This is a genomic window from Methylophilus sp. 13, from assembly GCF_015354335.1.
In the GTDB taxonomy this organism is placed as follows: domain Bacteria; phylum Pseudomonadota; class Gammaproteobacteria; order Burkholderiales; family Methylophilaceae; genus Methylophilus; species Methylophilus glucosoxydans.
In genome coordinates this window covers 549,859-567,014 of sequence record NZ_JADKYR010000002.1, presented here as the reverse complement: position 1 = coordinate 567,014, position 17,156 = coordinate 549,859, and the positions used below count along the sequence as shown (strand labels likewise).

Below are 17,156 nucleotides of genomic sequence, written 5' to 3'. Positions count from 1 at the left end.
CTTTATAATTACGTCCTTTTCCGCGCGAGCGGGTGTTCGAGTTAAGGAACGCAATGCAAAGAACCATGTTGAAATCAAAGCTGCATCGGGTACGTGTGACGCATAGCGAGTTGCACTATGAAGGCAGCTGTGCGATTGATGAGGCCTTGCTGGAAGCGGCCAATATTCATGAGTATGAGCAAATCCAGATTTACAACATCAACAATGGTGAGCGTTTTACCACCTATGCGATTCGTGCTGAGCGCCATTCCGGCGTAATCTCTGTCAATGGCGCGGCGGCCCACAAAGCAGATCCTGACGACTTGATTATTATTGCCAGCTACTCGCAATATACAGAAGCTGAATTGGCAAATTACCATCCACAACTGGTTTATGTCGATGCGCAGAACCGCATCGTCCAACAGAAAAACCATATTCCAGCGCAAGCTGCCTGAATTTGAAACCCTCTATGCAACCAAATACTTCATTAATGTCTCTTGAAGACATGAAACTGGCCGTTGTTGACGCGCTGGAAGACATCAAAGCCTTTGATATCACGGTGATGGACGTGCGCGACATGACCGCCATGACCAGTTACATGATCGTCGCCAGCGGTAATTCCACCCGCCAATGCAAAGCCATTGCGGACAATGTGCGCGAAAAGCTCAAAGAAAAAGGCATGGATGCGCGTGGCATTGAAGGCGAAAAAGAAGGTGAATGGGTGCTGGTCGACTTGGGCGACATTGTCGTGCATGTGATGGTGCCTGCTACACGTGCCTATTACAATATCGAGCAGCTGTGGAGCGAGTCACAGTCTCGCCGCACCGCCTCGGCCGCCTGATTCTGACGCAAGGTCATTCTTTTTATCCCGCATGAAACTCAATATCATCTCGGTCGGCCACAAAATGCCCGACTGGGTGGAGTCTGCCTGCGCGGAATACCTTAAGCGCATGCCGCGCGAACTTGAGACGCGCATCATTGAAATTAAGCCTGACAAGCGCGCTTCGGGCAAAAACAGTGAAGTGGTCCAAGAAGCGGAAGCCAAGCGCATTCTCGAGGTGGTCGGTAAAGACTATCTGGTGGCACTGGATGAGCGTGGGCAGGCTGTCACCACCTTGCAACTGGCCGATAAACTCAAATCCTGGCAGGAAATGGGGCGCGATGTGGCTTTGGTCATAGGCGGTGCTGACGGCTTGCATCCGCAATTGAAAAGTCAGGCGCAATGGTTATTCAGCCTATCCAAGCTCACGATGCCGCATGGCATGGTCAGAGTGATGCTGACCGAGCAACTTTATCGTGCGCATACGGTTCTAAGCAATCATCCTTACCACCGAGAATAAGAATGTCCAATGCCCTGGTCTGGCTGCGTCGCGATTTGCGCGACCATGATCATGCTGCCCTCTACCACGCACTCAAACAACATGCGCAAGTCTATCTCGCATTTGTTTTTGATACTGAAATCCTGGATGCCCTTACCGATAAAGCCGACCGCAGAGTCGAGTTTATCTGGGAAAGCGCACGTGAACTCAAGCAGGCGCTGCAAGCAAGAGGTGCGGATCTGATTGTGTTGCATGGCGCTGCCAGGGAAGAGATTCCTGCCTTGGCAGCACGCCTGAAAGTCTCTGCCGTCTATGCAAATCGTGATTATGAGCCCACCGCGATCGCGCGTGATGAGGCCGTCAGACAATCCCTGGCGGCTTTAGGTCAGTCACTGTTTTTGTTTAAAGATCAGGTCTTGTTTGAACAAGACGAGATCCTGACACAGGCTGGTAAGCCTTATGGCGTCTTTACACCCTACAAGAATGCCCACCTGGCAAAACTCAGCCCTTTTTATTTGCAAGCGTATCCAACTGAAAAGTATCTCGGTCAACTGGCGCCACTGCCGCCGCAAGCAATGCCCGCTTTGACCTCACTGGGGTTTGAGGAGACTAATCTGAAAGCCATGCGTTTGCCGACCGGGATGGCTGGTGCGCAGCAGCTGTTTAATGACTTTCTGCAGCGGATCAGCCAGTATCACGATGCGCGCAATTTTCCTGCCATCAAGGGCGTGTCTTACCTGTCGGTACATTTGCGTTTTGGCACCATTTCAATCCGCCAATTGGCGCATGCGGCCTGGCAATTGACGCAGACCGGCAATGAAGGCGCGGCCATCTGGCTCAATGAGCTCATCTGGCGCGATTTTTATTTCCAGGTTTTGTATCATCGGCCAGACTTGCAGCAGGGCACGGCTTTTAAGGCTGAATATGAGGGGTTGGCTTTCCTCAATCACCAGCCCTGGTTTGAGGCCTGGTGCGCTGGCCAAACCGGTTTCCCGATCGTGGATGCGGCCATGCGGCAGTTGAACCAGACCGGCTATATGCATAACCGGTTACGCATGATTGTCGCCAGTTTTCTGGTCAAGGATTTGCTCATCGACTGGCGATGGGGTGAGCAATATTTCGCACAAAAGCTGATCGATTTTGATTTTGCGGCCAACAACGGTGGCTGGCAGTGGGCGGCCTCCACCGGTTGCGATGCGCAACCGTATTTCAGGATCTTCAATCCACAGTCGCAATCTGAAAAGTTTGATCCGCAAGGCAAATTTATCCGCAAATATGTGCCAGAATTGGCACACCTGAATGATGATCAAATTCATGCGCCATGGGCAGCGAAATATCACAAGCAAAGCTTATTTAATCAAGGCGTTGCATTGAATTATCCTCGGCCTGTTGTAGATCACGCAATACAGCGGGAACAGGCGTTGCGCCTATACAAAAATAATGTGAAGCCCAAATGACATTTGAGGTAGAATGAAGAACATTTTAATCGGGATTGGGGCGGAGTCTGGATCAAGGCAAAACACAGCCAAGTGGTGGCTGTATCTCAGATATCTTTGTCAAACGCGCTTTAGTTTTTAAAAAGTGATTCCGTTAAGAATAAGCATTGCTTGGTGATTAAATGCTATTGCAAGATAAAAAACATGCAGTGTTGGGGATACAAAAAATTTAATACGCCTGAACAGCTTCTGAAATAATGACGAATATGAAAAAATTAAGAGCGATAGTACTGATTGCAACACTGGCAAGTGTGTCTGGCTGTGCAACAACCAATAAAGATCCGCTTGAAGGCCTCAACCGTGGCATCTACAAATTTAATGATGTTGCGGATCGCTATGCGATGAAGCCGGTGGCGAAAGCCTACAAAGCCATCGCCCCTTCGCCGGTACGTACTGGCATCAGCAACTTCTTCAGTAACCTGGGCACCTTGACCACTGTGGTCAATGATCTGTTGCAATTGAAATTTGCCCAGGCATTCAGTGATGCAGGTCGCTTTGTGATCAATACCACCTTTGGGGTGGTTGGCTTGATTGATGTGGCCAGTATGGACAATATTCCCAAACACCAGGAAGATTTTGGTCAGACCTTGGGCTATTGGGGCATGGGGTCAGGTGCCTATCTGGTGCTGCCAATTTTGGGCCCAAGTACGGTACGGGATGCCAGCGGGTTGGCGATTGATACCGTGACTTCTGACCCGATTCAGTATTTGCACAATATTGGCCAGGTTCGTACTTATTATCAGGTGCGTGCGGTGCAGTTGCTGGATAAGCGTACACAATTGCTTGATGCGACTGATCTCGTCGATAATGCGTCGATTGATCCTTATGCCTTCATGCGTGATGCTTATTTGCAGCGCCGTGCCAGCTTGATTCAGGATGGCTTGGTGCCTCAGGAATTGCTGCAAGACGAGTTTGAGCCCGCTGACGAAGATGTGCCGGCCAAACCAGCGGCGTCTTCCTCTAACAATGGTGAAACCGTATTGCTGCAGTCAGTGACCTCTGTGGATAAGGCTGAGCCCGGCAATATGGCTGCGGTCGTCGTGTCTGAGAGTCAAGCCGTAGAATCAATCGCTGCACCGACATTGGATGAGGTCGACGCCTTAGCCTTTGAGGCGACTGCGCAACCTGAAGAGGTTTTGCCGCCATTACTCGAGCAAACGAGCGAAACTGGCGACGAAATGCCTGTGGTTGAAAAAGAGGCGGCAGAGGTTGTGGCTGCCATAGATGAAACGCTGATGGCATTACCGGCTGAGACTGCACCACAGTAATCCTGTCTGGAAATATAAAAAAGGCTTTGCATTTGCAAAGCCTTTTTTATTGGTGACAACTTGTTTACTGATGGTAATTGGGATGAGCGAACAAGTTTATTCGGATGAGGCGACGGTCATGCGCTCTATCAAAATAGAACCCGTCAGTTTTGAACTGTTGGGAATCACGTCATTACCAATGGCGACGATACTTTTCAGCATGTCTTTCATGTTGCTGGCGATGGTGATTTCTTCGACCGGGTGCACAATGACGCCGTTCTCAACCCAATAGCCAGACGCACCGCGTGAGTAGTCGCCAGTCACCATATTCAGGCCATGCCCCAGTAACTCCGTCACCAGCAGCCCCGTGCCCAGTGTTTGCAGCAGCTGTTCAAAGGACTGACCAGTGGATCGGACCAGAATATTGTGTGCGCCACCGGCATTGCCTGTGGTTTTGAGTCCCAGCTTGCGGGCGGAGTAGCTGCCCAATAAATAGCCTTGCAGGACGCCATTCTCGACCAGTGTTCTGGTTTGGCAAGCGACGCCTTCACTATCAAAGGCACTGCTGGCCGCCCCTTTGAGCAGAAATGGATGATCTTCAATCTGTAACAGCGGGCTGGCGATGGTTTGGCCCAGGCTATCAAGCAGGAAAGAGGATTTTCGATACAGGTTGCCACCAGAAATGGCACTCATGAGGGTACCAATCAGGCCACTGGCCAGCGGTGCTTCAAACAGTACCGGGTATTGCCCGGTTTTGATCGGGCGCGCACCCAGTCGCCTGGCGGTACGTTCACCAGCGATCTGGCCCACCTGTTCAGGGCTGGCCAGGTCTAGTGCATCGCGGGCACTGCTATACCAGTAGTCGCGTTGCATTAGGCCATCGGCCTCGGCAATCACCGAGCAACTGATACTATGACGTGAACTGGCATAGCCCCCGATAAACCCGTGACTGTTGGCATAGGCGAAGGCGCCGCTTTGCGTATAGACACTGGCTCCCTCGCTGTTACTGATTCTGTGATCTACTGCCAGTGCCGCGCTTTCGCAACGTTTGGCCAGCGCCAGCGCTGCATCGACATCGACTTGCCAGGGATGATACAGAGACAGGTCAGGAAACGAGGTTGCCATCAAGTCAGCGTCAGCCAGGCCACAGAAGGGGTCCTGCGCCGTATACTTGGCGATATTGCAGGCCGCTTCAACCGTATCACGCAAGGCTTGCGGACTCAGGTCTGAGGTGCTGGCATAGCCTTTTTGCTGACCAAAGTAGACCGTGACCGAGCAGCCCTTATCGCGGTTATACTCAATATTTTCAGTCTCGCCCTGGCGCACAGACACACTCTGACCCATGCCAAAACTGACTTCGGTTTCGGCGCTGCTGGCACCGGCTGTTTGCGTCAAACGAATAATGTCTTGGGCGATTTGTTGTAGTTGGTCTGCTTGCATGCTGGCTTGCTTGTTTTTAGCTTGGCGATTAAAGCTGTTATCATACCGTGATTTGGCAGAGATTGCTTTTAACATGACATCTGAAACCTTTGATGATTCCCAACCCAGTAAAACCCGCCTCAAGGCTGAGGCGGATGCCGCGCAGGACATTGGCCGACAACTGGTGGCGCTCCCCAAGGATAAACTGAAAAAACTGGCGCTGGAAGAATCCCTGATGGATGCGATTGCCGAAGCCAAGCGCATTACCTCGAATGGTGCCATCCGTCGTCAAATGCAATATATCGGGCGCCTGATGCGTGAAACAGATTTGGCCCCGATTGTTGAGCAGTTGCAAAAGTGGGAAGGCAAGCATCAGGAAGAAAATGCCCGCTTTCACCAAATGGAACGGTGGCGGTCACGCTTGCTCGAAGACAGCAAGGCCATCGAATTATTTATTGCTGAATATCCGCAGACCCCTGTGCAGCATATGCGTACCTTGATCCGTAATGCGAATAAGGAGCATGCTGCCGGCAAGCCGCCTAAAAGCAGCCGCGAATTATTTAAAATAATCCGCGAATTGATGGAAGGTGTAGCGGTAGAGGATGACTTGCAGGCGATAGCGGGTACTGAGGAAGACGAGTTGGATGAAGATTGAACGTGATTGGCGGTCGCCAACACAGCTTGATCATGCTGACATCAGCAGCTTTTGAAAAGGGGGACAAGTATGCACACCACACCAATAGATATAGAACTCGACCTGATGGGCCTGGACAGTCCATTGCCCATGCTGAAAACCATCGAAAAACTGGAGGAGTTGTTGCCTGGTCAGGTGTTGTCCGTGAAAACGACCTCTGCGGGCAGCGAACAGAATATCCGCAACGTGATTAATCATCACCCGGTCAAGTTGTTGTCTGTGCACAAAGAAGGCGGTGTCTTTCACTTTTTGATCCAGAAAGAAACCACTCTGGCGGCTGACTAGTCACTGAGCGGGTGTGGCCTTGGGCTCCGGGCTTCGTCTGACCCTCTCCAACACACGGCGCGCGCCGTGTGTTTAATGATCTGTATTGGTTTTCTTAGGGGGTAACAAGAACTTGCCTGGCTGGCGATACAGTGCACTTAACAATTCCAGCCAAAAAGCCTTCCAGTGGCGATAGCGCACTTTTCGTGACTTCATTGCAACGTAGATTGCCAGGCCGAAACTGGTAATGAGGTTGATGGTGCCGACCAGGGCAATGCCCAAAATGGTGGTGCCCACAATGTATTGGCTGACCTGAAAATCAAGCGCCGGGAACGAGTAACCGGCAAAGGCCGCAACAAAGGTCACGTGACGGATATCGAGCGGCAATCCCAGCATGACCCCCAGCCCTGAGGCAAATCCCAACAGGCAACCAAAGTAAAAATTCCCCGCCAGTGCGCCCAGGTTATGACGAATATAGTCGGTAATGCGCCCCAGACGTTCTTTGCCCAGCAAGGACTGCAACCAGCCCAAATGTTGCAGGCGTTCTGGAATCCGGTTGTAGGCGGCCAGGTTGTCGTGGTAGCCGGCAATCAGGCCTGACAAAAACAAACATACCCCGGCGACTGCCGCATAGAGAGCGGTCAGGCTGATCAGCGGGTTATTGTTGTCCAGCAGGCTATGTGCTTTTTCGCTGCCAATAAAGTGATGGCCAGTGCTTTGCATAAACAGCCAGTCAATCAGTATGGCCACCGGAATCACCACCACCACGTTGCCTAAAATCGCAATCGTCTGGCTGCTCGTAGTTTGTGCCACAATATTGATCAGATTGTGTATGTTTTTACTGTCATGGCCATGGTCATCTATGGTTGAAGCAATGGTTGCAGCGGTCATCGCAGGCTGCTTGGTGGCCACCGTGAAGTGCAACAGGTGAATGATGACAAAGCCCAGGCCATAATTGAGGCTAAACAAAATGGCCTCGGTCAGCGGTGGCAGGTGATAGCTGGCAATCATGATTTTAAACATCGCCATAAAGGCAATGATGAGGCCCGCGCCCATGGCTGAGCCCATGAGCTTGAAATATTCACCGCGATGTTGCGCAATGTAATGCTCGCCGGTATGGCTGGCATTTTCAGTGACGCGCAAGGCCAGCAATTCCGTATTTTGGCGCCAGTAATCCGACAGGTTATTTTTCTTGCATTCGGCATCCACCAGCTGTTTCAGCAAGCTGGTGATTGCCTGGCTCACATCATGCTTGAGAATGAGCCCATGCAGAATGTCTACCACCAGTTGCATGCGCTGAATCTGTTGCAAAATTCTTTGCATCAGCGCCGTCAGCGAGATGCTGGTGCCGGTTTTGGCATTCGCCTTGCGGATTTCATAGGTCAGTTGCTCACAACGCTTGAGCACACTGTAGAGATGTTGCACATCTTCAGCCTGGATGCTGCCCAGCGCCAAAAAATTTTGAATTTCAATATTTTGCGTGATAAAGGGCGAGCTGTTTGATTCGAGATCTTCATGCTGCAAAATCAGCTCGGGGTCCAAGCCAGATGCCGAGAGCCTGAAAGACAGCACTTGCAGGGCATCCTTGAGCTCCTGGATGCAGTTTTGCTGCAATTGCCAGTCGCCTCGGCTGATGTCCAATGTCTGCATAAAGTCTCGCCAGACCTGGTCGGGCATGCCGGTGACCCAGTCAGCATCATCGTTTTGATGAAAAATCTGGCCAAAGATATCCTTGAGATATTTAGGGTCCGGTACGTCTGGCAGGATTTTATGCGAAAGCCGACGATAAATTTCGGTAAAAAAGCCGAGGTCTGATTGAATGCCGTGGTCTGAATACAGCGATATCACGCTCTTTTCGTTGAGCAGTCTCAGCACGCTGTTGCGCAATAACAAGGCAAACTGTGGATGCTGTTGCAGCAGGAAGCACAAGGCCTGCAAGGCATTGCTCGCACTTTCAATATCCGAAGAGTCCTTAGGACGGATATTGTCGAACAACGCTCGAATAAACTGAATATCGTCAATATCACCGGCCGCTTCGCGGGCGGCCTGGTGGTCAAAAATCGGTTGAAACATGTAAAGCGCTTTCTTGGATGCTTGATTTGGCAAGGATAACACGCCAAACGTTTAGAGCTGCGCCTCTAGCGAGAGGGGTTCACTTTGACGTTCCATCTCTAACTTAACCGCTTTGCCGCGGTATTTGCGCACGAGGGTGGAGAGCGTGGCTGCATCTTCTACTTTTTCCTGGTTGATGCTGAGTAGCTGATCGCCACGTTGCAGGCCTGCTTTTTCGGCAGACGAGCCATGAATCACGGCAATCACGCGCACGCCGGGGGTAGGCAGGCGTTCACTCTCACCACCAGATTGTTTTTGCACCAGTTTGATCACATGGATGCCTAGTAAAGGAGGCGGCAGTTTTGCCCAGAAACTTGCGTAATAACGATATTTGCCCGGGCTGGCAGCCATGTCTTTTTCCGTCAGAGACTGACCTTTTTTCACGGCTTCCTTGATCATCTCCATCTTGGAGGCTGGCGAAGTGTTGCCCGCTTTTTTCACATAGACCAGAATGCTATCGGCTTGGAGGCTGCGGCCATGTTCTAGTGCCAGTTCTGGCGGGACTTCCCCCGCTTCAAAACTGCTAAAGCCCATCAAGTCATAGCCATCTTCGAGCATTCTGATGTTGTCGTCATCCCGGCGCACGCCACTGAGCAACTGCGGCTCAGGATTGGCTTGCAAGGAGTGCAGGTTCCCCTGGTTTTGTGCCTGGTAATGTGTGACGTAGGGGTTTTCTTCGGCAGAGACGCGTTGACTCGTGAGCATACAGGCGAGGGCCAAGCACATGGACAACCACATGAGCCCGCCTAGGATGAGCGGACGTTTTAAGGGGGGGGAATGCCTGCTTGCATGCGCTTGGTTCATCTCGTTCTCCATGATCGATTGTCACATTGTAATGTTATGATGTATTGGTACATTAACACAGACCAACTTCTGATAGACCACGTTATGCAACAACAATTCACGCGTGTTGGACTTGTTTCCATCAGTGATCGCGCTTCACAGGGCATTTATGAGGATAAGGGCATTCCATCGCTGACTGCGTGGTTGCAACAGGCGCTCACTTCGCCTTACCACGTCATCCCCCGGCTGATTGCCGATGAGCAGGCCATCATTGCCGAGACGCTCAGGCAATTGGTGGATGAAGAGGCCTGCCATCTGATTTTGACTACCGGTGGCACGGGTCCGGCCTTGCGCGATGTCACACCTGAAGCTACCTTATCGGTCGCTGATCGTGAGATGCCGGGCTTTGGCGAACAAATGCGCCAGATCAGTCTGAGGTTTGTGCCTACGGCGATTTTGTCGCGGCAAGTGGCAGTGATCCGTAAGCAATGCCTGATTATCAATTTGCCCGGGCAGCCAAAGTCTATACAGGAAACGCTGGAAGGCCTCAAAGATGGCGAAGGTAAAACGGTAGTGCCGGGCATCTTTGCGGCGGTGCCATATTGCCTGGACTTGCTGGCAACCCCTGATGCGCCCATGCCTTATCTGGAAACAGATGCACGCGTGGTTCAGGCGTTCCGGCCCAAGTCGGCGCTCAAGCCCCAGGCTTGATCTCTTCATCTTCATTCAGGATACCCATGCGTTTTTCTCTGATTGCCAAAATCATCTTTATTGCCTGCTTGGCACTACTGACTTACCTGTTGCTGATAGAAATGGCGCCTGCCGAGCAGCGCTTTCCTTATCTGGACAAGATACAGCACATCGTCGCGTTTGGCGGTGTCACTTTTTGGGCAGGATTGGCCTATCCCGCCCGGCAACAATGGCTGATGCTAGGCTTGTTGATTTATGGTGGTCTCATGGAGGTGCTACAGGGGCTGCTCACCGTGACCCGTCAACCCAGCGTCTATGACTGGCTGGCTGATAGCGTGGGTATCTTGCTGGCATGGGGCGTTGTCATCTTGTGTCTGCGCTGGTGGCAGCATCGCCGTGGCTGAATTTGATCTGATTGCCCAATATTTCACCAGGCAAGCAGCGGTTGATCTGGGGGTAGGCGATGACGCTGCGCTGGTTAGCGTGCGTCCAGGCTATCAATTGGCGGTTTCGGCCGATATGTCGGTTTCAGGCACACATTTTTTTGCCGATGCCCAGCCCTTTGCCATTGGCTGGAAGTCGATGGCAGTGAATATCAGTGATATGGCGGCGATGGGAGCCGAGCCTAAATGGGCCACGCTGTCCATCGCATTGCCCGGGGTGGATCATCCGTGGTTAAGCCAATTCAGTGACGGCCTGTTTGCCTGTGCGGATGCCTTTGAGGTTGCTTTGATCGGCGGCGATACCACCCGCGGCCCACTCAATATCGCCATTAACATCCTGGGTGAAGTGCCTCGTGGCCAGGCCTTGCAACGTAATGGCGCCAGGGCGGGGGAGGATATCTGGGTCAGTGGTTGTTTAGGGCAGGCGGCACTATGGCTACAAAACCGTTTAGGGCATCTGCCTCTGCATGCCGATGATATTGCGATACTAGCCTCTGCCATGCATCATCCGCAGCCAAGAGTGCGTTTGGGCTTGGCCTTGCGTGGCATGGCAAGCGCTGCACTCGATATTTCGGATGGTTTGCTGGCCGATTTGGGCCATATTTTGCAGTCGTCCAGGGTTGGCGCTGAACTGGATTGGCGCGCGTTGCCGCTGCCACGACTGCAAACGCCAGTGGGTGAAGAGGCGCTGCAGCAAGCCGTGCTGGCAGGTGGGGATGATTATGAATTATGTTTTACTGCCGCTCCCCAGCACCGGGAGGCGCTGCTGGCGCTGTCGCAGCAATTGAATCTGTCGCTGAGTCGCATTGGTAAAACCACTGCCAGCCCCGGTTTAACCGTGCTGAACGGCAACGTGGCTCTGGATATTGCAAAGAAAGGATATCAGCATTTTGGCTAAGCATAGTCAGTCATCGTTACCGAGTTGGCGGCTGCTGTGGTCACACCCGCTGCATTGTCTGAGTTTGGGTCTGGGCACGGGTTTGTCACCCAAAGCACCTGGTACCGTGGGCACGCTGCTGGGCTTTCCCTTGTACTGGCTGTTGATGCATTTACCTTTAACCCAGCAATGGCTTGCTTTGGCCGCACTTTTCTTGCTGGGCGTCTGGTGCTGCGCGTTTACCGGACGTGCGCTCGGGGTCAGTGACCACGGAGCGATTGTCTGGGATGAAGTTGTGGCTATGGCTGCGGTTTTGGTCACAGTCCCCTCGGGGTTAGGCTGGGGAGCTACTGCATTTGCACTGTTTCGACTGTTTGATATCTGGAAGCCGTTCCCGATTAGTTGGGTGGATCAGCGCGTGAAAGGCGGCCTGGGGGTCATGCTGGATGATGTGCTGGCCGCGTTCATGGCAATAGTGGTGCTGCAATGGTTACAAGGGATAATATAATGCCACCCCTGCTGGAACTCAGTTCAAGCTTGGGGCAAGCCTTGCAGGCCAGAGGGTGGCAATTGGCGCTGGCCGAGTCTTGTACTGGTGGCCTGATTGCACAATCGATGACGGCCGTTGCCGGAAGCTCAGCCTGGTTTGACCGGGGTTTTGTTACCTACAGCAACGCTGCCAAAACCGACATGTTGGGCGTCCCGGCGGTGCTAATAGACGAACATGGAGCTGTCAGCGAAGCGGTGGCACAGGCCATGGCCATCGGCGCGTTAGAACACAGTTTGGCCACTATCAGTGGTGCGGTAACTGGCATTGCCGGGCCGGGCGGGGGGTCTGCTTACAAGCCGGTGGGGATGGTATGTTTTGCCTGGGCCACCCGGCAACCGGGACTGCCTCATGTGCTGGTGCACACCCGGTATTTTACGGGCGATCGCCAGCAGGTACGTGAACAGGCCGCCAGTTATTTATTGGCGGTCCTGCTACGTAGCGTGACGTCAGAAGTGTGATCAATTAATCGTCGTGGTGGTGATGGTGGTGGTGACCACGTCCCCATCCGCCACCATAGTAGTTGCGCGGGCCATAGTTGTAACCGCCGTAGCCACCATTGCCATAAGAGAACTGAATAAACCCGGGACCTGGTGGCGGTACTGGTGCGGAATAGGTCACTGCAGGGGGGCTGTAGTAGTAACGGCTTTGTGGATGTGGGTAAATGACCACTGGCGGCGGTGCATAAACTACGGCAGGCGGCGCGTAGTAAGCGGGTGGGTAAGGGTTGCCTACCACCACGCCCACCGACCAGTTATCTTGTGCTTGCGCGCTGACTGCCGCGATACTTGCCAGCGCCAACGTCAGAATCAGTTTAAAGACTTTCATAAATGCTCCTCTAGCGGAAAACAAATGCATGCTCCCTGATCTATTAACGCAGTTGCCGGGCCGCGGTTGACAGCACCATTCACGCATGCAGCTACGCAATTGCCTCAGGCCAGAATGGCTGGGCATTTATTCATGGCAACGCCATTTCACTGATGGTCGATTTATGAAATAATTAGAGGTTATTGTTTGGATTATATCGCGTTTGTGCAAGCAACGCATTTTATCGCTAAAAGAAGGTAATCAGCATGGATGACAACAAAAGCAAAGCGCTCGCCGCCGCACTCTCTCAAATTGAAAAGCAGTTCGGCAAAGGCTCCATTATGCGCATGGGCGATGCTGATATCGGCGAAGACCTGCAAGTCGTTTCCACCGGTTCATTGGGTCTGGATATCGCACTCGGCGTAGGTGGATTGCCACGCGGCCGAATTGTGGAGATTTATGGCCCGGAGTCTTCCGGTAAAACCACCTTGACCCTGCAAGTGATTGCCGAAATGCAAAAATTAGGTGGCACCGCTGCTTTTATTGATGCGGAGCATGCGCTAGACCCGCAATACGCCTCTAAATTAGGCGTGAATGTCCCTGATTTGTTGATTTCGCAACCCGATACTGGCGAACAAGCCTTGGAAATTGCCGACATGCTGGTGCGTTCCGGCTCAGTGGATATTGTGGTGGTCGACTCGGTTGCAGCGTTGACGCCACGCGCTGAGATTGAAGGGGAAATGGGCGACAGCCACATGGGTTTGCAGGCGCGCTTGATGTCACAAGCCTTGCGTAAACTCACCGGCAATATCAAACGTACCAATACGCTGCTCATCTTCATTAACCAGATTCGGATGAAAATTGGTGTCATGTTTGGCAACCCGGAAACGACCACCGGCGGTAACGCGCTTAAATTCTACGCTTCTGTGCGACTGGATATCCGCCGCACAGGCGCGATCAAGAAAGGTGACGAAGTCATTGGCTCCGAAACCAAAGTCAAAGTGATTAAAAACAAAGTCGCGCCACCATTTAAACAAGCCGAGTTTGACATTATGTATGGCGAAGGCATCTCGCGGTTGGGTGAGATTATTGAGTTGGGCGTGAACCTGAAAATGGTGGAAAAAGCCGGTGCATGGTTTAGCTATAACGGCGAAAAAATCGGCCAAGGCAAAGAAAACGCCAAAGAGTTCTTGCGTGAGCATCCAGAAATCGCAGCGGAAATTGAAGCGAAAATTCGCGCCAATGCCAAAGTGCTGGCAGATATTCTGCCTTCAGCGCGCGGCGAGGATGATTAAGGTTTTTGCGAGCCTGAGTGAGGCGCGCTTTTGACGTTTGGTTTTTCTCTTTGAGCGCTGTACGCACTGTGGCCTAAAATTCAATGGCTAATCTGGAAAAAACCTTACGCCAACGCGCTTTAGAATACTTGGCCAAGCGTGAGTATTCATACACGGAGTTGGGGCAAAAGCTAAAGGCCTATGCCGAAGAAGCGGACGACCTCCCGGCTTTGTTGGATGATTTTAAACAGCGCGGCTGGTTGAGTGACGCCAGATTCACCGAGCAATTGGTCCATGCCCGTAAAGCCAAATTTGGCAGTGCGCGTGTCGCCAACGAGCTACGTGAAAAAGGGGTAGACGATACCTTGATAGCAGAAGCCGTTGCAGGCCTGCAGGACAATGAAGTTGCACGCGCCAGCGAAGTCTGGCGCAAAAAATTTAAAGCGGCCCCGATAACACGCGAGGAGTGGGCAAAACAGGCCCGCTTCTTACAGAGTCGGGGTTTTACGTTTGATGTAATTAAACACATTTTGAATAGACACGTAGAAGATGACAGTTAAGTACGGGCAAAAACCTTCCAGCAAACAAATCCGCCAGGCCTTCCTGGATTTCTTTGCTTCAAAAGGCCACCAAGTGGTAGCTTCTAGTTCACTGGTGCCGCATGGTGACCCCACCTTGCTGTTTACCAACGCAGGCATGAACCAGTTTAAAGATGTGTTCCTCGGCTTTGACAAGCGTGCCTATACGCGTGCGGCGACCGCACAAAAATGTGTACGCGCCGGTGGTAAGCACAACGATCTTGAGAATGTGGGCTATACCGCGCGTCACCATACCTTCTTCGAGATGCTGGGTAACTTCAGTTTTGGGGATTACTTCAAGCGCGATGCCATTACCTTTGCCTGGGAACTGTTGACTGAAGTCTACGCTTTACCCAAAGAACGCTTGATGGTCACCGTGTATGCTGAGGATGATGAAGCCTACGATATCTGGAACAAAGAAGTGGGCGTCCCTGCTGACAAGATTGTTCGTATTGGGGACAACAAGGGCGCGCGTTATGCCTCAGATAACTTCTGGATGATGGGCGATACCGGTCCTTGTGGCCCCTGTACCGAGATTTTCTATGACCACGGTGCGCATATTCCTGGCGGGCCGCCAGGCTCCCCGGATGAAGATGGTGACCGCTTTATTGAAATCTGGAATAACGTGTTCATGCAGTTCAACCGCGACGAAGCGGGGGTGATGCATCCGTTGCCTAAGCCATCGGTCGATACCGGCATGGGCTTGGAGCGTATTTCTGCGGTACTGCAAGGCGTGCATGCCAACTACGAAATTGATCTATTCCAGGCGTTGATTAAAGCCGCCGCGCGCGAAACCAATACAGCTGATCTGGAGAGCCCATCACTCAAGGTGCTGGCGGACCATATCCGCGCCTGTAGCTTCCTGATTGCCGATGGCGTGATCCCAGGCAATGAAGGCCGTGGCTATGTGTTGCGCCGCATTATTCGCCGTGCGATTCGTCATGGATACAAACTGGGTTGTCGTGCTGCTTTCTTCCATAGGCTGGTGCCAGATTTGGTGGCTGAAATGGGTGAGGCTTACCCTGAGTTGACCAGCAACCAGGCGCGAGTGGCCGAGGTGCTCAAGCAGGAGGAAGACCGTTTCTTCGAAACGATAGAGAACGGCATGCAAATTCTGGAAGCCGAACTGGCGACCAAGCCCGCCGTGTTCAACGGCGATCTCGCCTTCAAACTGCACGATACCTTTGGTTTCCCGCTGGACCTTACCGCCGACATCTGCCGCGAACGTGGCGTGACGGTGGATACCGCTGGCTTTGATGCGGCCATGGCGCGCCAAAAAGAACAAGCGCGCGCGGCGGGCAAGTTCAAAATGGCGCTCAATCTTGAATATGACGGCGCTGCGACCACATTCCACGGTTATGACGAGCTGGAAACCGCTGCTAAAGTCTTGGCGTTATATAAAGATGGCAGTGCTGTACAAACGCTGAATGAAGGCGATTTGGGTGTGGTCGTGCTGGACCATACACCGTTCTATGCTGAATCCGGTGGCCAGATTGGCGATAGCGGAGAGCTCAAGTCTGCCAACGGTATTTTTGCCGTAGAAGATACACAAAAAATTCAGGCAGCCGTGTTCGGCCATCATGGCGTACTCAAAACCGGGTCTTTGTCTGTAGGGAATGCGTTGGCGGCTAAAGTCAATCTGCAGGCGCGCGCCAGTACCATGCGTAATCACTCGGCAACGCATCTGATGCACAAGGCATTGCGTGAAGTGCTTGGTGAGCATGTGCAGCAAAAAGGTAGCCTGGTCGATACGGAAAAAACCCGTTTTGACTTTGTGCATAATGCGCCGATGACTGATGATGAGATTGCCAGGGTAGAAGCGTTGGTCAATGCCGAGATTTTAGCCAATGCGGCGACACAAGCGCGCTTGATGGATATTGAGTCTGCGCAAAAAACGGGCGCCATGATGCTGTTTGGCGAGAAATATGGCGATGAAGTGCGCGTGCTGGATATCGGCTCTTCGCGCGAGTTGTGTGGCGGTACCCATGTCAGCCGCACTGGTGATATTGGACTGTTTAAAATTACCTCCGAGAGTGGCGTGGCGGCAGGCGTACGCCGTGTCGAAGCCACTACCGGCGAGGGCGCGTTGAAGCTGGTGCAATCCCAGCAATCGCTGATTAATCAGGTTGCAGGCGAGCTCAAAGCCCCCGCGCATGAAGTTCCTGCCAAAATTGCGCAAGTGATGGATCACGTCAAGTCACTCGAAAAAGAGTTGGCGCGTTTGAAATCCAAACTCGCCTCTTCACAAGGCGACGATCTGGCGACGCAAGCCCTGGAAGTCAATGGCGTTAAAGTATTGGCTGCTGCCTTGGACGGTGCAGATGCCAATGCCTTGCGCGAGACCATGGATAAACTCAAGGATAAACTCAAATCTGCCGTCATTGTTTTGGCGAGCGTGGCAGAGGGCAAGGTCAGTCTGGCTGCGGGCGTGACTGCTGACTTGACTGGCAAAGTCAAGGCGGGCGAGCTGGTGAATCATGTTGCAGGCCAGGTGGGTGGTAAGGGTGGTGGCAAGCCAGACATGGCCATGGCCGGCGGCACTGAACCCGCAAATCTGCCACAGGCACTGGCGAGCGTCAAAGCCTGGGCAGAAGCTAAACTAAATTAACTCAATTGATTAACAGAGC

18 protein-coding genes and 1 pseudogene are annotated in these 17,156 nt (G+C 52.5%); 15 read left to right on the top strand and 4 right to left on the bottom strand.

The annotated features are described in order from the left end of the window. Nucleotides 1-53 precede the first annotated feature (53 nt). From panD to INP77_RS06940, 5 genes and pseudogenes are all read left to right on the top strand, one after another. Nucleotides 54-434, top strand: coding sequence for an aspartate 1-decarboxylase (gene panD / locus INP77_RS06960; RefSeq protein WP_194748281.1), 381 nt, complete (start codon nucleotides 54-56; stop codon nucleotides 432-434). A 14-nt stretch (nucleotides 435-448) separates the two neighbouring features. After that, a complete protein-coding gene (rsfS, locus tag INP77_RS06955) occupies nucleotides 449-820 on the top strand; it encodes a ribosome silencing factor (RefSeq protein ID WP_194748280.1) in 372 nt (123 codons plus the stop codon). A 31-nt stretch (nucleotides 821-851) separates the two neighbouring features. After that, entirely contained in the window at nucleotides 852-1,319 is a 468-nt protein-coding gene (gene rlmH, locus INP77_RS06950; RefSeq protein ID WP_194748279.1) for a 23S rRNA (pseudouridine(1915)-N(3))-methyltransferase RlmH, read from the top strand. A gap of 2 nt (nucleotides 1,320-1,321) precedes the next feature. After that, nucleotides 1,322-2,755 (top strand): deoxyribodipyrimidine photo-lyase, encoded by a 1,434-nt coding sequence (locus INP77_RS06945; RefSeq protein ID WP_194748278.1) that lies wholly within the window; start codon nucleotides 1,322-1,324, stop codon nucleotides 2,753-2,755. A gap of 245 nt (nucleotides 2,756-3,000) precedes the next feature. Beyond that, a pseudogene (locus INP77_RS06940) lies at nucleotides 3,001-3,726 on the top strand (VacJ family lipoprotein); the annotation flags it as partial. Nucleotides 3,727-4,158: 432 nt separating this feature from the next. Here the strand turns inward: INP77_RS06940 and pmbA are convergent. After that, nucleotides 4,159-5,481 (bottom strand): metalloprotease PmbA, encoded by a 1,323-nt coding sequence (pmbA, locus tag INP77_RS06935; protein WP_228518800.1) that lies wholly within the window; start codon nucleotides 5,479-5,481, stop codon nucleotides 4,159-4,161. A gap of 73 nt (nucleotides 5,482-5,554) precedes the next feature. Here pmbA and yjgA point away from each other — a divergent pair, with 73 nt between their 5' ends. Both yjgA and INP77_RS06925 read left to right on the top strand, forming a co-directional pair. Continuing rightward, nucleotides 5,555-6,115 carry a ribosome biogenesis factor YjgA gene (gene yjgA / locus INP77_RS06930; protein WP_194748275.1) on the top strand — a complete coding sequence of 187 codons (561 nt, stop codon included), beginning with the start codon at nucleotides 5,555-5,557 and terminating at the stop codon, nucleotides 6,113-6,115. Nucleotides 6,116-6,184: 69 nt separating this feature from the next. Beyond that, nucleotides 6,185-6,439, top strand: a complete 255-nt coding sequence (locus tag INP77_RS06925; protein ID WP_194748274.1) for a sulfurtransferase TusA family protein — start codon at nucleotides 6,185-6,187, stop codon at nucleotides 6,437-6,439. A 72-nt stretch (nucleotides 6,440-6,511) separates the two neighbouring features. On the opposite strand, the gene INP77_RS06920 is transcribed toward INP77_RS06925, so the two are convergent. After that, complete coding sequence (locus tag INP77_RS06920) at nucleotides 6,512-8,491, bottom strand: site-specific recombinase (RefSeq protein WP_194748273.1); 1,980 nt, start codon at nucleotides 8,489-8,491, stop codon at nucleotides 6,512-6,514. Nucleotides 8,492-8,542: 51 nt separating this feature from the next. After that, nucleotides 8,543-9,268 (bottom strand): PDZ domain-containing protein, encoded by a 726-nt coding sequence (locus tag INP77_RS06915; protein WP_194748272.1) that lies wholly within the window; start codon nucleotides 9,266-9,268, stop codon nucleotides 8,543-8,545. A 150-nt stretch (nucleotides 9,269-9,418) separates the two neighbouring features. Here INP77_RS06915 and mog point away from each other — a divergent pair, with 150 nt between their 5' ends. From mog to INP77_RS06890, 5 genes are read left to right on the top strand one after another with little or no spacing between them, the layout of a single operon-like run. Then, a complete protein-coding gene (mog, locus tag INP77_RS06910; protein WP_194748271.1) occupies nucleotides 9,419-10,024 on the top strand; it encodes a molybdopterin adenylyltransferase in 606 nt (201 codons plus the stop codon). Nucleotides 10,025-10,050: 26 nt separating this feature from the next. Then, a complete protein-coding gene (locus INP77_RS06905; protein ID WP_194748270.1) occupies nucleotides 10,051-10,407 on the top strand; it encodes a hypothetical protein in 357 nt (118 codons plus the stop codon). After that, complete coding sequence (thiL, locus tag INP77_RS06900) at nucleotides 10,400-11,344, top strand: thiamine-phosphate kinase (RefSeq protein WP_194748269.1); 945 nt, start codon at nucleotides 10,400-10,402, stop codon at nucleotides 11,342-11,344. The genes INP77_RS06905 and thiL overlap by 8 nt, the downstream gene beginning before the upstream one ends. Beyond that, the gene (locus INP77_RS06895) at nucleotides 11,334-11,831 is read left to right on the top strand and encodes a phosphatidylglycerophosphatase A (protein ID WP_368667929.1); all 498 of its coding nucleotides are present in this window, start codon (nucleotides 11,334-11,336) and stop codon (nucleotides 11,829-11,831) included. Before thiL ends, INP77_RS06895 begins: the two co-directional genes overlap by 11 nt. Then, nucleotides 11,831-12,331 (top strand): CinA family protein, encoded by a 501-nt coding sequence (locus INP77_RS06890; protein ID WP_194748268.1) that lies wholly within the window; start codon nucleotides 11,831-11,833, stop codon nucleotides 12,329-12,331. The genes INP77_RS06895 and INP77_RS06890 overlap by 1 nt, the downstream gene beginning before the upstream one ends. Before the next feature lie 4 nt (nucleotides 12,332-12,335). Here INP77_RS06890 and INP77_RS06885 read toward each other — a convergent pair whose 3' ends face one another. Beyond that, nucleotides 12,336-12,698, bottom strand: a complete 363-nt coding sequence (locus INP77_RS06885) for a hypothetical protein (RefSeq protein ID WP_194748267.1) — start codon at nucleotides 12,696-12,698, stop codon at nucleotides 12,336-12,338. Between the two features lie 245 nt (nucleotides 12,699-12,943). Between INP77_RS06885 and recA the strand changes: the two genes are divergently transcribed. The 3 genes from recA (at nucleotide 12,944) to alaS (ending at nucleotide 17,137) form a co-directional block, all read left to right on the top strand. Continuing rightward, entirely contained in the window at nucleotides 12,944-13,972 is a 1,029-nt protein-coding gene (gene recA, locus INP77_RS06880) for a recombinase RecA (RefSeq protein WP_194748266.1), read from the top strand. 83 nt (nucleotides 13,973-14,055) lie between these two features. After that, nucleotides 14,056-14,511 carry a recombination regulator RecX gene (recX, locus tag INP77_RS06875; protein WP_194748265.1) on the top strand — a complete coding sequence of 152 codons (456 nt, stop codon included), beginning with the start codon at nucleotides 14,056-14,058 and terminating at the stop codon, nucleotides 14,509-14,511. Beyond that, nucleotides 14,501-17,137, top strand: coding sequence for an alanine--tRNA ligase (alaS, locus tag INP77_RS06870; RefSeq protein ID WP_194748264.1), 2,637 nt, complete (start codon nucleotides 14,501-14,503; stop codon nucleotides 17,135-17,137). Before recX ends, alaS begins: the two co-directional genes overlap by 11 nt. The last annotated feature ends 19 nt before the right edge of the window (nucleotides 17,138-17,156 follow it).

Coding starts and splice junctions, on each gene's coding strand:
- yjgA (WP_194748275.1), top strand. CDS start 5,555: ATGACATCTGAAACCTTTGATGATTCCCAACCCAGTAAAACCCGCCTC.
- recA (WP_194748266.1), top strand. CDS start 12,944: ATGGATGACAACAAAAGCAAAGCGCTCGCCGCCGCACTCTCTCAAATT.
- alaS (WP_194748264.1), top strand. CDS start 14,501: ATGACAGTTAAGTACGGGCAAAAACCTTCCAGCAAACAAATCCGCCAG.
- rlmH (WP_194748279.1), top strand. CDS start 852: ATGAAACTCAATATCATCTCGGTCGGCCACAAAATGCCCGACTGGGTG.
- pmbA (WP_228518800.1), bottom strand. CDS start 5,481: ATGCAAGCAGACCAACTACAACAAATCGCCCAAGACATTATTCGTTTG.
- INP77_RS06915 (WP_194748272.1), bottom strand. CDS start 9,268: ATGTGGTTGTCCATGTGCTTGGCCCTCGCCTGTATGCTCACGAGTCAA.
- rsfS (WP_194748280.1), top strand. CDS start 449: ATGCAACCAAATACTTCATTAATGTCTCTTGAAGACATGAAACTGGCC.
- INP77_RS06925 (WP_194748274.1), top strand. CDS start 6,185: ATGCACACCACACCAATAGATATAGAACTCGACCTGATGGGCCTGGAC.
- INP77_RS06945 (WP_194748278.1), top strand. CDS start 1,322: ATGTCCAATGCCCTGGTCTGGCTGCGTCGCGATTTGCGCGACCATGAT.
- INP77_RS06885 (WP_194748267.1), bottom strand. CDS start 12,698: ATGAAAGTCTTTAAACTGATTCTGACGTTGGCGCTGGCAAGTATCGCG.
- mog (WP_194748271.1), top strand. CDS start 9,419: ATGCAACAACAATTCACGCGTGTTGGACTTGTTTCCATCAGTGATCGC.
- INP77_RS06920 (WP_194748273.1), bottom strand. CDS start 8,491: ATGTTTCAACCGATTTTTGACCACCAGGCCGCCCGCGAAGCGGCCGGT.
- INP77_RS06905 (WP_194748270.1), top strand. CDS start 10,051: ATGCGTTTTTCTCTGATTGCCAAAATCATCTTTATTGCCTGCTTGGCA.
- panD (WP_194748281.1), top strand. CDS start 54: ATGCAAAGAACCATGTTGAAATCAAAGCTGCATCGGGTACGTGTGACG.
- INP77_RS06890 (WP_194748268.1), top strand. CDS start 11,831: ATGCCACCCCTGCTGGAACTCAGTTCAAGCTTGGGGCAAGCCTTGCAG.
- recX (WP_194748265.1), top strand. CDS start 14,056: ATGGCTAATCTGGAAAAAACCTTACGCCAACGCGCTTTAGAATACTTG.